This is a genomic window from Pseudonocardia sp. HH130630-07 (assembly GCF_001698125.1).
Lineage (GTDB): Bacteria > Actinomycetota > Actinomycetes > Mycobacteriales > Pseudonocardiaceae > Pseudonocardia.
The window spans coordinates 82914-96193 of record NZ_CP013854.1 but is presented as its reverse complement, the minus strand read 5'-3'; the positions used below and the strand labels follow the sequence as shown (position 1 = coordinate 96193).

13 protein-coding genes are annotated in these 13280 nt (G+C 73.8%); 12 read left to right on the top strand and 1 reads right to left on the bottom strand.

The window, feature by feature from the left end; genetic code table 11:
* The first annotated feature begins 35 nt into the window (after positions 1-35).
* The 6 genes from AFB00_RS00465 to AFB00_RS00440 all read left to right on the top strand — a co-directional run bounded on the left by AFB00_RS00465 (position 36) and on the right by AFB00_RS00440 (position 6004).
* A complete protein-coding gene (locus AFB00_RS00465; RefSeq protein ID WP_068799860.1) occupies positions 36-1613 on the top strand; it encodes an anthranilate synthase component I in 1578 nt (525 codons plus the stop codon).
* A gap of 92 nt (positions 1614-1705) precedes the next feature.
* Positions 1706-2326, top strand: coding sequence for a Trp biosynthesis-associated membrane protein (locus AFB00_RS00460; RefSeq protein WP_197519705.1), 621 nt, complete (start codon positions 1706-1708; stop codon positions 2324-2326).
* A 1-nt stretch (position 2327) separates the two neighbouring features.
* Positions 2328-3233, top strand: coding sequence for an indole-3-glycerol phosphate synthase TrpC (trpC, locus tag AFB00_RS00455; protein ID WP_231974139.1), 906 nt, complete (start codon positions 2328-2330; stop codon positions 3231-3233).
* 3 nt (positions 3234-3236) lie between these two features.
* Entirely contained in the window at positions 3237-4232 is a 996-nt protein-coding gene (gene lgt / locus AFB00_RS00450; protein ID WP_083275147.1) for a prolipoprotein diacylglyceryl transferase, read from the top strand.
* On the top strand, positions 4229-4873 hold the full coding sequence (locus tag AFB00_RS00445; protein ID WP_068795561.1) for a DUF2461 domain-containing protein: 645 nt from the start codon (positions 4229-4231) through the stop codon (positions 4871-4873). Before lgt ends, AFB00_RS00445 begins: the two co-directional genes overlap by 4 nt.
* Before the next feature lie 108 nt (positions 4874-4981).
* Entirely contained in the window at positions 4982-6004 is a 1023-nt protein-coding gene (locus tag AFB00_RS00440) for a M20/M25/M40 family metallo-hydrolase (protein WP_083275146.1), read from the top strand.
* Between the two features lie 22 nt (positions 6005-6026).
* Here AFB00_RS00440 and AFB00_RS00435 read toward each other — a convergent pair whose 3' ends face one another.
* Positions 6027-6389: a VanZ family protein gene (locus AFB00_RS00435; RefSeq protein ID WP_231974138.1), complete on the bottom strand. Its 363-nt coding sequence runs from the start codon at positions 6387-6389 to the stop codon at positions 6027-6029.
* Positions 6390-6505: 116 nt separating this feature from the next.
* Between AFB00_RS00435 and pyk the strand changes: the two genes are divergently transcribed.
* The 6 genes from pyk (at position 6506) to AFB00_RS00405 (ending at position 13229) form a co-directional block, all read left to right on the top strand.
* On the top strand, positions 6506-7930 hold the full coding sequence (pyk, locus tag AFB00_RS00430) for a pyruvate kinase (RefSeq protein WP_068795559.1): 1425 nt from the start codon (positions 6506-6508) through the stop codon (positions 7928-7930).
* Positions 7931-7952: 22 nt separating this feature from the next.
* Complete coding sequence (locus AFB00_RS00425; RefSeq protein ID WP_068795558.1) at positions 7953-8849, top strand: acyl-CoA thioesterase; 897 nt, start codon at positions 7953-7955, stop codon at positions 8847-8849.
* 59 nt (positions 8850-8908) lie between these two features.
* Entirely contained in the window at positions 8909-10219 is a 1311-nt protein-coding gene (locus AFB00_RS00420) for an O-acetylhomoserine aminocarboxypropyltransferase/cysteine synthase family protein (RefSeq protein ID WP_068795557.1), read from the top strand.
* Positions 10216-10695, top strand: coding sequence for a CoA-binding protein (locus tag AFB00_RS00415; RefSeq protein ID WP_068795556.1), 480 nt, complete (start codon positions 10216-10218; stop codon positions 10693-10695). The genes AFB00_RS00420 and AFB00_RS00415 overlap by 4 nt, the downstream gene beginning before the upstream one ends.
* Before the next feature lie 463 nt (positions 10696-11158).
* On the top strand, positions 11159-11932 hold the full coding sequence (locus AFB00_RS00410; protein ID WP_156819313.1) for a hypothetical protein: 774 nt from the start codon (positions 11159-11161) through the stop codon (positions 11930-11932).
* Positions 11925-13229 (top strand): SRPBCC family protein, encoded by a 1305-nt coding sequence (locus AFB00_RS00405; protein ID WP_068795554.1) that lies wholly within the window; start codon positions 11925-11927, stop codon positions 13227-13229. The genes AFB00_RS00410 and AFB00_RS00405 overlap by 8 nt, the downstream gene beginning before the upstream one ends.
* Positions 13230-13280: the final 51 nt, after the last annotated feature.

Here is a 13280-nt window from a genome sequence, read left to right as displayed (position 1 = left end):
CCGGTGCCCGTCACATCTCGGGGAGAATGACCGTCATGACCGCAGTGCCCGGCACCACTCCCGCCCCGACGGCCGCCGCGCTCGGAGCGGTGAGCCCGAGTCGTGCGGAGTTCCGCGAACTCGCGCGTGCGCACCGGGTGATCCCGCTGACCCGCCGCCTGCTGGCCGACGACGAGACGCCGGTGGGCGTCTACCGCAAGCTGGCCGCCGGGCGTCCGGGGACGTTCCTGCTGGAGTCGGCGGAGAACGGGCGGTCCTGGTCGCGCTGGTCGTTCGTCGGGGCCCGCAGCGCCGCCGCGCTCACCGCGGTGGACGGCGAGCTGCGCTGGACCGGCGAGGTGCCCGAGGGCATGCCGACCGGCGGTGACCCGCTCGAGGCGCTGCGGACGGTCGTCACCGAGCTGCACTCCGAGCCGCTGCCCGGGCTGCCCCCGCTGACCGGCGGCATGGTCGGCTACCTGGGCTACGACGTCGTCCGCCGTGTCGAGCGGATCGCCGATCCCGACGACCCCGCCGTCGGCGACCTGGCCCTGCCCGAGCTGGTGATGCTGCTGGCGACCGATCTCGCCGCGCTCGACCACCACGAGGGCACGGTCACCCTCATCGCGAACGCGATCAACTGGGACGCCTCCGACGAGCGCGTCGACGCGGCCTACGACGACGCCGTCGCCCGGCTGGACCGGATGACCGCGGAGCTGGGCGCGGCGGCGCCGTCGTCGGTGGCGGTGTACCAGCCGGGCGAGCCGGAGTTCGTCCGGCGCCGCACGAAGGCCGAGCACCACGCCGCCATCGAGGACGCGAAGGAGCAGATCCGGGCCGGCGAGGCGTTCCAGATCGTGCTCTCGCAGCGGTTCGAGATGGCCTGCGACGCCGATCCGCTCGAGGTGTACCGGGTGCTGCGCACCACCAACCCGAGCCCGTACATGTACCTGCTCAGTCTCACCGACGCGGCCGGTGGCGCGCCGTTCTCCATCGTCGGGTCCAGCCCGGAGGCGCTGGTCACCGTGCTCGACGGCCGTGCGACCACGCACCCGATCGCCGGGACCCGCTGGCGCGGCGCGGACGAGGAGGAGGACCGGCAGCTGGAGAAGGACCTGCGCGGCGACGAGAAGGAGCGCGCGGAGCACCTCATGCTGGTCGACCTCGGCCGCAACGACCTCGGCCGGGTCTGCGAACCGGGCACCGTGACCGTGCGCGACTTCTTCGAGATCGAGCGCTACAGCCACGTCATGCACCTGGTGTCGACGGTCACCGGCCTGCTGCGCCGGGGCCGGACCGCGTTCGACGCCGTCCTCGCCTGCTTCCCGGCCGGGACCCTGTCCGGCGCGCCGAAGGTCCGTGCCATGCAGGTCATCGACCGGCTGGAGCCGACCCGCCGCGGGCAGTACGGCGGCATCGTGGGCTACCTCGACTTCGCCGGCAACGCCGACACCGCGATCGCCATCCGCACCGCGCTGATCCGCAACGGCACGGCGTACGTGCAGGCGGGCGGCGGGATCGTCGCCGACTCCGACCCCGACGCCGAGGACACCGAGTGCCTGAACAAGGCCCGCGCGGTGCTGTCCGCGGTGGCGGCGGCGGGGTCGCTGCGCCCGCCGGAGGACCACCGGTGACGGCGGAGCCGTCCGGGACAGCGGGGTCGGCGGAGCCGTCCGGGACTACGGGGTCGGCGGGGTCGGCGGACCCGGCCGGGACGCCGGTCCCGGTGGACGTGGCCGCCCGCACCGACCGGCGGGCGTTCGGCGTGGTCGTGGCCGGGCTGCTGGCCGCCGCGGCGGCGCTGTGGGGGTCCGGGTCGTCGGCGTGGTTCGTCGTCGACGTGCCGACCGCGACCCGGGGCACCGTGGAGGCGTCGGCGACCGGGGCCCAGCTGCAGCCGGTGGTGACGGCGGTCGCGGCGCTGCTGGTCGCGGCCGTCGCCGCGCTGGTGGCCCTGTCCGGGATCGCCCGCCGGCTGCTCGGCGGCGTGGTCGCGCTGGCCGGTGTGGCCGCGGCCGGGCTGACGCTGCGGCTGCTCGCCGTGCCGCCGACGCCGGTGGAGCTCGCCTCCGCCCGGGCCGGGCTGACCGCGCCGAACGCGCCGCAGGGCGCCGGGCCGGTGACGGCGACGGCGTGGCCGTGGCTCGCGGTGGCCGGCGGGATCGTCGCGCTGGCCGCGGCGGTCGTCCTGGTGGTCCGCGAGCGGCGGCTGCCCCGCCTGGGCGCCCGCTACTCGGCACCCGGTGCGCCGGGGCCGACCACCGAGCAGGATCCGGACCGGGCGGCCTGGGAACGTCTCGACGAGGGCGGCGACCCGACCGTCGGGCCACACGAGAGGGAGAACTAGCATGACCTCGACGAGCGACGACGCGCGAACCGGAGGGGGACGCGAGACGGTGGGCACGGCGGGCACTGCGGGACAGCAGAACGGGGCCGGTGGCACGCCGAGCGTCCTCGACTCCATCGTGGCGGGGGTCCGTGAGGACCTCGCCGAGCGCGAGAAGGCCGTCGACTTCACCGAGATCAAGCGGCGCGCCGCGGCCGCGGCGGCGCCCCGGGACGCGATGGCCGCGCTGCGCGAGCCGGGCGTCGGCGTGATCGCCGAGGTCAAGCGGTCCAGCCCGTCCAAGGGTGTGCTGGCCGACATCCCGGACCCGGCCGACCTGGCCGCGACCTACGCCGACGGCGGCGCCCGGGTGATCAGCGTGCTCACCGAGCAGCGGCGGTTCGGCGGCTCGCTCGCCGACTTCGACGCCGTCCGGGCCCGGGTCGACGTGCCGTTGCTGCGCAAGGACTTCATCGTCACCCCGTACCAGGTGCACGAGGCCAGGGCGCACGGTGCGGACGTCGTGCTGCTGATCGTCGCCGCGCTGGAGCAGCCGGTGCTCGCCTCGCTGCTCGACCGCGTCGAGTCCCTCGGGATGACGCCGCTGGTCGAGGTGCACACCGAGGAGGAGTGCGACCGCGCGCTGGAGGCCGGGGCCTCGCTGATCGGGGTCAACTCGCGCAACCTGCACACGCTCGAGGTCAACCGCTCGGTGTTCGGCGAGATCGCGCCGGGCCTGCCCTCGAACGTCATCAAGGTGGCGGAGTCCGGTGTCCGTGGTCCCGGTGACCTGCTGACCTACGCGGGCTGGGGCGCCGATGCGGTGCTCGTCGGCGAGGGGCTCGTCACCAGCGGTGACCCGGCGTCGGCGGTCCGCGGGCTGGTCGCGGCCGGATTCCACCCGTCCTGCAGCCGTTCCGGCGCCTGAGCCGTGCTCACCGCCTCCGTCGTCGCGTCGGCCGGCACCGCGCTCGCGGCGATCCCGAGCCCGGACCGCGGTGTCTGGCACCTCGGCCCGATCCCGATCCGGGCGTACGCGCTCTGCATCGTCGCCGGGATCGCGGTGGCGCTGTGGTGGGGTGAGAAGCGGCTGGTCGCCCGCGGCGGACGGCCGGGGACGGTGCTGGACGTCGCCGTCTGGGCGGTCCCGTTCGGTCTGCTCGGCGGGCGGCTCTACCACGTCGCGACCGACTGGCGGACCTACTTCGGGCCCGGCGGCGACCCGTGGGGCGCGCTGGAGATCTGGAACGGCGGCCTCGGCATCTGGGGCGCGGTCGCGCTCGGCGGGGTCGGCGCCTGGATCGGCTGCCGCCGCCTCGGCGTCCCGCTGCCGGTGTTCGCCGACGCGGTCGCGCCGGGCATCATCGTCGCGCAGGCGATCGGCCGGCTCGGCAACTGGTTCAACCAGGAGCTCTACGGCGGCCCGACCACGCTGCCGTGGGGCCTGGAGATCTACCGCCGGGTCGATCCGGCCACCGGCCTGGAGGACCCGATCGGCGGGGTCGTGCTCGACCCGACGCCGATCGCGGTGGTGCACCCGACGTTCCTGTACGAGCTGCTGTGGAACCTCGCGGTGGCCGTGGTCGTGGTGCTCGCCGACCGGTGGTTCCGGCTCGGGCACGGGCGTGCGTTCGCGGTCTACGTCGCGGGCTACACGCTGGGCCGGTTCTTCATCGAGCTGATGCGCACCGACCCGGCCACCCGGGTGTTCGGTGACCTGCGGATCAACGTCGTCGTCTCGGTCGTGGTCTTCCTCGCCGCCGTGGTCTACCTGGTGGTCGCCCCGAGGGGCCGGGAGGACTTCCAGCAGGCCGACCCGGACCCGGATCCCGGCCCGGCGGAGGCCGGGTCCGAGCCACCGCCGGACGCGGGGCCGACCCGGGACGGCGAGCCCACCGGCGATCCGGTACGCCGCGAGGACGCGTGAGCCGCAGCGCGTTCGGCGGCTTCGGTGACGCGGCCGTCGAGTTCTACGACGGCCTGCTCGCCGACAACTCCCGCGCCTACTGGACCGACAACCGCGAGACCTACGAGCGGGACGTCCGGGCGCCGATGCTCGCCCTGCTCGCCGATCTCGAACCGGAGTTCGGCCCGGGCAAGGTCTTCCGGCCGTACCGGGACGTGCGGTTCGCCGCGGACAAGACGCCGTACAAGACGCACTGCGGCGGCTTCGCGGCCCCGTTCTACGTCGAGGTCGGGCCGGACGGCCTGATGGCCGCCGCCGGCTACTACGTCATGGCGCCGGACCAGGTGGCCAGGTACCGCACCGCGGTCGACGACGAACGGCGCGGGGAGGACCTGCGCGAGCGCCTGGTCGCGGCGGGGGCGGACGGCCTGGAGGTCGCCGGCGAGACCCTCAAGACCCGCCCGCGCGGCACCGATCCGGACCATCCGCGGCTGGACCTGCTGCGGCACAAGGGCCTGTACGTGTCCCGGCGGTGGCCGCCGGACGACGTGCTGCACGGACCGCGGGCCCGGGACCGGGTGCGGACGGTGTGGCGGGCGGCGCGGCCGCTGGCCGAGTGGCTCGCCGACCACGTGGGGCCGAGCGAGCAGCCGCGCCGCTGACCGGCACCGACCGGCACCGACCGGCACTGAACCGGACGGCCACCGGCTGCGAACACACCTCGACCGGTGCACGGTGGGAGCCGGTACGTCGGACGGGGGGATCGCCGGATGGGATCGCAGCTGCGGCACAGGTTCGGCACGGCGCTCGCCGTGCTGGTCGTGACGGCGGTCGCCGGGTGCGGCGCGGCCGCGGCCCCGTCGTCCGCCCCGCCTCCGCCGGTCGGCGAGCTGGCCCGCCGGGTCGCGGTGGCGACCACCGAGCAGGGCACCACGGCACACCTGGACGCGCTGCAGCGCATCGCCGACGAGAACGGCGGGACCCGGGCCTCCGGCACCCCGGGCTACGACCGCTCGGTCGACTACGTCGCCGGTGTGCTCCGCGCCGCCGGCTACCAGGTCGACACCCCGGTCTACGACGCCGGGGACGGTCGCGAGCTGCGCAACGTCGTGGCGCGCACCCGGGGCGGGGACCCCGCGGCGATCGTGCTCGCCGGGGCGCACCTGGACTCGGTCCCGGAGGGCCCGGGCATCAACGACGACGGCACCGGCGTCGCGGCGCTGCTCGAGACCGCCGAGCGGCTCGGGTCCGAGCCGGGCACCCGCAACACCGTCGCCTTCGGGTTCTGGGGGTCGGAGGAGGACGACCTGCAGGGCTCGACGGGCTACGTCGAGGGCCTGTCCCGGACCGAGCGGGGCGCGCACCTGCTCTACCTCAACGCGGACATGCTGGGCTCGCCCAACGGCGGCTACTTCGTCCAGGGCGGCACCGGCGACGACGAGGAGGAGACCGGCCCGCCCGGTTCCGGGACGGTCGCCGCCGCGCTCGGTGAGGAGCTCGCACGGACCGGCGTGACGGCCGAGCGGGTGCCGTTCGTGGGCGACGACGACGCGCCGTTCGTCGAGGCCGGGATCCCGACCGCCGGCGCGGTCACCGGTGACGCCGACACCAAGACCGCGGCGCAGGCCGACGCCTGGGGCGGCACCGCCGGGGAGGTCTACGACGGCTGCTACCACTCGGCGTGCGACACCGTCGACAACGTCGACCGGGTCAAGCTGGGGCGCTACACCTCGGCGATCGCGGGCACCCTGGCCCGGTTCGCCGACGTCGCGGCCCGCCCCTCCGGGGACTGAGCCGCCCGCCGGCCCGGCCGGATCAGTCCAGCCGGGAGCGCCCGGCGCGCACGGCGGGACCGGTGCGCAGCCGCCCGGCCGCGGCGTACAGCCCGAGCCCGAGCAGGGCCCCCGCGACGTCGGTCAGGCCGTCGAGCACGTCCCCGCTGCGCCCGATCGGCAGCAGCGCCTGCAGGACCTCCGACGCGGCGGCGTAACCGACGAGCCCGGCCAGCAACGGCCACGGTCGCAGCCCCGCGGTCCGCCCGGTCCAGGCGAGCAGCGCGAACACCAGCAGGTGGACGACCTTGTCGGTCCCCGGCGGTGCGGTCGGCCCCCCGGAGGCGGGCGCGAACAACACCACCAGGCTCAGCAGGACCGCGAGGACGAACGGCTGGACGCGCACCCGTCCAGTGTCCTCCACCGCGGTTCGGCGCCCGCCCGGGGATCGCGGCCGAACCGTCACCGATTATCCGTGCGCCCGGAACCTGATCGTTCCAGTACGGCGTTACGCTGGGGCACGTGACACGTCGAACCAAGATCGTTTGCACCATCGGTCCGGCCACGGCGACTCCGGACCGGATCCGGGACCTCGTCGACGCCGGGATGGACGTGGCCCGGCTCAACTTCAGCCACGGGGACCGCGAGGACCACAAGCGGGTCTACGACATGGTGCGGGCCGCGGCCGACGCGACCGGGCGCGCCGTGGGCATCCTGGCCGACCTGCAGGGCCCCAAGATCCGGCTCGGCCGGTTCGCCGACGGTGCCTGCGAGTGGCGGACCGGTGAGGAGGTCCGGATCACCGTCGAGGACGTGCCCGGCACCCACGACCGGGTCTCGACCACCTACAAGGGCCTGGCCCGGGACGCGCGCGTCGACGACCGGATGCTGGTCGACGACGGCAAGGTCGGCCTGCGCGTGGTCGGGATCGAGGACGACGACGTCGTCTGCCGGGTCACCGAGGGCGGCCCGGTCTCGGACAACAAGGGCCTCTCGCTGCCCGGCATGAACATCTCGGTGCCCGCGCTGTCGGAGAAGGACGTCGCGGACCTGGAGTTCGCGATGTCGCTGCACGTCGACGTGGTGGCCCTGTCGTTCGTCCGCAGCCCCGCCGACATCGAGCTCGTCCACAAGATCATGGACGACTCCGGCTACGGCCGGGTGCCGGTCATCGCGAAGCTGGAGAAGCCGGAGGCGGTCGACAACCTGGAGGCCGTCGTCCTGGCGTTCGACGGGATCATGGTCGCCCGCGGGGACCTGGGCGTCGAGCTGCCGCTGCAGAACGTGCCGCTGGTGCAGAAGCGCGCGGTGCAGATCGCCCGTGAGAACGCCAAGCCGGTCATCGTCGCCACCCAGATGCTGGACTCGATGATCACCAGCTCGCGCCCGACCCGCGCCGAGGCGTCGGACGTGGCGAACGCGGTCCTCGACGGCACCGACGCCGTGATGCTCTCCGGCGAGACCAGCGTCGGCCAGTACCCGATCAAGACGGTCCGGACGATGGCCGAGATCGTCGAGGCGGTCGAGGCCGGGCCCGCGACGGTTCCCCCGCTCAACCACGTGCCCCGCACGAAGCGCGGCGTGCTGTCCTACGCCGCGCGCGACATCGGCGAGCGGCTCTCCGCCCGCGCGCTGGTCGCGTTCTCCCAGTCCGGTGACACCGTGCGCCGGCTCGCCCGGCTGCACACCCGGCTCCCGCTGCTGGCCTTCACCCCGGAGGCCGCGGTCCGCAGCCAGCTGGCGATGACCTGGGGCGTCGAGACGTTCCTGGTCGACAAGGTCGACTCGACCGACGCGATGGTCCGCCAGGTCGACCACGCGATCCTCTCGATCGGCCGGTTCAAGCCGGGCGACCTCGTCGTCATCGTGGCCGGTTCGCCCCCCGGGACGGTCGGTTCGACCAACCTGATCCGGGTGCACCGCCTGGGTGAGGACGATCTGACCTGAGCCGGTTCGGCATACTCCGGGCGTGAGCGCCGAACCCCTGCCGCAGACCGCCGCCGACGGTGAGCCGCGTGGCCAGGCCGTCCTCGACGACCTGGTCGCGCTGCTGGACCTGGAACGGCTGGAGGACAACCTCTTCCGGGGCGTGAGCCCGCCGGTCTCGCTGCCCAGGGTGTTCGGCGGCCAGGTCGCGGCCCAGGCGCTGGTCGCGGCGGGCCGGACGGTGCCGACCGACCGGCACGTGCACTCGTTGCACGCGTACTTCATCCGGGCCGGCGACCCGCGGATCCCGATCGTCTACGAGACCGAGCGGGTCCGCGACGGCCGGTCCTTCGCCACCCGGCGGGTGCTCGCCATCCAGCGCGGGGAGCCCATCTTCTCGCTGTCGGCGTCGTTCCAGCTGGAGCAGGACGGGCTGCGGCACTCCGAGCCGATGCCCGACGACGTCCCCGCCCCGGCCGACGTCGACGATCTCGGGACCCGGGCGGTCCGGGGCGACGGCGGCTGGATGGCCGGGCTGCCGCGGCCGCTGGACATCAGGTTGATCGACGAGCCGGTCTCCTCGACCCGCTGGAGCGGCCCGTCGGACGAGCCGATGCGGTTGTGGCTGCGGGCGGACGGGGCGCTGCCCGACCAGGACCTGCTGCACGTCTGCCTGCTCACCTACGCCAGCGACCTGACCCTGCTCGGCTCGGTGCTGGCCCGGCACGACGCCCCGGCGACCGGCGTGCAGATGGCCAGCCTGGACCACGCGATGTGGTTCCACGGCCCGTTCCGCGCCGACGAGTGGCTGCTCTACACCTGCTTCTCCCCGGCGGCGTCCGGCGGGCGCGGGCTGGCGACCGGGCGGTTCTTCACCGCCGACGGCCGGCTCGTCGCCACCACGATGCAGGAGGGCCTGGTCCGGGTCCGGCGACCCTGACGCGCATCCGGCACGCGCACCGTCCGGCTCCGCACCCCCGGCGGGGGCAGTATGGGGGTGTGAGCGACCACCAGCAGCAGGACCGGGCGTGGGGGTTCCGCACCCGCGCCGTGCACGCGGGCACGGTGCCGGACGCGGCCACCGGATCCCGGGCCGTACCGATCCACCAGACGACCAGCTACGTCTTCCGGGACACCGACGACGCCGCGGCGTTGTTCGCCCTGCAGAAGTACGGGCTGGTCTACTCCCGGATCGCCAACCCGACCGTGGCGGCCCTGGAGGAACGCCTCGCCAGCCTGGAGGGCGGCATCGGCGCGGTCGCCACGGCGAGCGGGCAGGCCGCGGAGTTCCTCACGTTCGCCGCACTCGCCGGCGCCGGGGACCACGCGGTCGCCGCGTCGGGCCTCTACGGCGGCACGATCACCCAGCTCGACGTGACCCTGCGCCGGTTCGGCGTCGACACCACGTTCGTGCCGGGCACCGACCCGGCCGACTACGCGGCCGCGATCACCGAACGCACGAGGTTCGTCTTCGCCGAGGTGATCTCGAACCCGGGCGGCGAGGTCACCGACATCGCCGGGCTCGCCGAGGTCGCGCACGCCCGCGGCATCCCGCTGATCATCGACGCCACGCTCGCGACGCCCTACCTGTGCCGCCCGCTGGAGCACGGTGCCGACATCGTCATCCACTCGGTGACCAAGTTCCTCGGCGGGCACGGCACGACGCTCGGCGGCGTGGTGATCGACGGCGGCACGTTCGACTGGGGGAACGGCACCTTCCCGCAGATGACCGAGCCGGTGCCGTCCTACGGCGGGCTGAGCTGGTGGGGGAACTTCGGGGAGCTGGGCTTCCTGACCAAGCTCCGGGCCGAACAGCTGCGCGACGTCGGCGCGACCCTGTCCGCGCACTCGGCGTTCCTGCTGCTGCAGGGCGTCGAGACGCTGCCGCAGCGGATGGACACCCACGTCGCGAACGCCCGGCGGGTCGCGCAGTGGCTGGCGGCCGACCCGCGCGTGGAGTACGTGACCCATCCGGAGCTGGCCTCGCACCCGCACCGTGAGCGGGCCGCGCGCTACCTGCCGGACGGGCCGGGCGCGGTGTTCGCGTTCGGCGTGACCGGCGGCCGGGCCGCCGGTACCCGGTTCATCGGGGCGGTGCAGCTGTGCAGCCACCTGGCGAACGTGGGGGACGCTCGCACGCTGGTCCTGCACCCGGCGTCGACGACGCACCAGCAGCTCACCCCCGACCAGCTCCGGGCGGCCGGGGTACCCGCCGACATGGTCCGGATCTCGGTCGGGCTGGAAGACCCCGACGACATCGTCTGGGACCTGGACCAGGCACTCACCGCGGCCGGCAAGGAGAGCGCATGACCTGGCAGAACCCGCCCGTCCTGCGGCGCAGGCAGATCCTGACCGGCACCCGGACGGTCGCGCTGGTCGGCGCGTCGCCGAACCCGGCGCGGGCCAGCAACTTCGTCGCGACCTACCTGCTGGCGTCCACCGGGTTCGAGGTGTACTTCGTGAACCCGAACGCGACGGCGATCCTCGGGCGTCCGGTGTACCCGTCGCTGGCCGAGCTGCCGGTCGTCCCGGACCTCGTCGACGTCTTCCGCCGCCCCGAGGACCTGCCCGGGGTGCTCGACGAGGTCCTCGCGCTCGCGCCGCGGCCGCGCACCCTGTGGCTCCAGTTCGGACTGTTCGACGCCGCGCTGGCCGCCCGGGCCGAACAGGCGGGTCTCGAGGTCGTGATGGACCGCTGCCTCAAGGTCGAGCACGCCCGGTTCGCCGGCGGTCTGCACCTGGCCGGCTTCGACACCGGGGTGATCAGCTCGCGGCGCCGGGACTGACCCCGGCCCCTCCCACACGTCCGCGGTGCCACCGAACGTTGCAGGTGGCACCGCGGACGTCGTTCTATGCTGCTCTCTTCGAGTGAATTACCGCCGATTCATTGGGGAGATCCAAATCGCACGCGCGACGATGGGTCCGGCGTGACCTTTCATGGAGGATCTCTCGGGAAGATCATGCGCCGAATTGATCGAGCGTGTTCCGTCCTCCGGTCCAGCGTTTCCCTTTGCATCAGGCCGTTCACGCTGCTGACGGCGTCCTTCTGCGGTTATCCGAGGTTGCGCCGAATGGAGGCGTACGGGGATTCCCTGATCGTTGTAACGTCGCGCCGCAACGCAACCCGTGCGACGCTCTGTGTGGAAGACCGCACGTGGTCTCGATGGGGGAGGCGTCCCGATAATTGTCGATCTCGACGACGCTCCGGTCGATCAAGATCGCATTCCCGGTTCGGAGGAGTGGTCATTCATGGGGTCGGCCGCAAAGGTGGGGCTCGCAGTGCTCGGGGGCTATGTCCTCGGGCGGACGAAGAAGATGAAGTTGGCGATCATGCTGGGCGGTGCACTCGCCGGCCGGAAGCTCGACCTGTCGCCGACGGAACTGCTGGGCAAGGGCGCGAAGCTGGCTGCCGGATCGGCCGACGTGACGCGGCTGCGTGAGGCCGTCAGCACCCGGCTGCTCGACGCCGGCAAGGAGGCCGCGCTGTCCGCGGCGGCCACCAGGATGGAGTCGCTGACCGACTCGCTGGTCGACCGGGTGGAGAACCTGGGCCGGCCGGTGCAGAAGGCGGCCGGCGCCGCGGGTGACACCGCGGGCGCCGGTGCCGAGGCCGTCGGTGACACCGCCGGCTCGGTCGCGGAGTCGACGGCCGGCGGGCTGGACCGGGCCCGGCGGTCCACCGGGAAGGCGGTGTCCGGCACCAGGTCCCGGCGCCGGTCCGGTTCGGACGACGCGGAGCAGGAGGAGACGGAACCGCGCTCCGACGCGGCCGGTGACGAGGACGCTCCGGCGCCGCGCCGCCGCAGCACCCGTAGCGCGTCGTCGTCGACGAGCAGCAAGAAGGACGGCGGGACGGCCACGCCGGCGCGTCGCCGGTCGTCGTCCTCGTCGTCGTCCGGCTCGTCCTCGTCGGGGACGACGCGGTCGCGGTCGCGCACCTCGTCCGAGCGGTCCGGCCAGTCGGGCACCCGGCGCGCCTCCCGCAGCAGCTCGCGCTCCACCCGTGGGGGCGAGGATGGCTGAGGCGACCGCGACCGAACAGGACGGGGCCCGGGACACGGGCCTGTCCCAGCTGCCGACCGACCGGCTCAAGGACGCGGCACAGATGTTGCTGCGCACGGTCACCGAGCGGGCGGTCGACCTGGCGCTCGACCGCGTCGACTCGCTGACCGACCGGCTCAGCGACGTCGCCGAGAACGGCGGCGTCGGGTTGGGTTCCGCGCTCGGCGGCGGCAAGGCGATGCTGGAGGGGAAGAACCCGGTCATGGGCGCGGTCAAGGGCGGCCTGTCGGCGGCCAAGGACAAGGTCCTCGGTGCGGTCGGACTGGGCGGCTCCAGCGGTTCCGGCGGCGGCTCGGGCGGCGGGCGCGGCAAGTTCAAGTTCATGAACATCGTCGAGGAGCTCGACGTCGGGGTCCCGATCCGGGTCGCCTACGACCAGTGGACCCAGTTCGCCGACTTCCCCAGCTTCATGAAGAAGGTGCACTCGGTCGAGCAGGAGTCCGACGAGAAGACGACCTGGCGGGCCCAGGTCTTCTGGTCGAAGCGGACCTGGAGCGCGACGATCATCGAGCAGGTCCCGGACAGCCACATCATCTGGCGTTCCGGCGGCGCGAAGGGCTACGTCAACGGCATCGTCTCGTTCCACGAGCTCGCGCCGCAGCTGACGAAGGTCCTGCTCGTCCTGGAGTACTACCCGGTCGGGCTGTTCGAGAAGACCGGCAACATCTGGCGGGCGGTCGGGCGCCGGGCGCGCCTGGAGTTCAAGCACTACCGGCGGCACGTGATGGTGGAGACGCTCGTGCACCGCGAGCAGCTCGAGGGCTGGCGCGGGGAGATCCGGGACAGCGAGGTCGTCCGGACCCACGAGGAGGCGCTGGAGGACGAGCGCGCCGCCGAGGAGTCCGACGAGGACGGCTACGAGGAGTACGACGAGTACGCCGACGAGGACTACGCCGAGGACGACGCCGACGCCGACGCCGACGACGCCGAGGACGAGGACCGCGACCTCGACGAGGACGGCGACGAGGTCGAGGACTACGCCGACGAGTACGCCGACGACCAGGACGACACCGACCCGGACGGGGTCGACGCCGAAGCCGACGACGACGAGGACCTCGACGACCGGGATCCCGACGCCCGCGACGACGAGGACCGTCCTGCCGCCGAGGAGGACTCCGACGTCGCCCCGGACGACTCGACCGACACCGACACCGACACCGACGCCGGGGACGGCGGGTCCGGCCGGAGCCGCAACGGGTCCGGGAACCGGCGCACCGGTCGGCCGGCTCCGCGCCGGCGCAAGGCCGGTGCCTCCTGACCGGGCTGCCGGACCGCTCCGTTCCACGACGCCGTACGAGAGGAGGTGGTG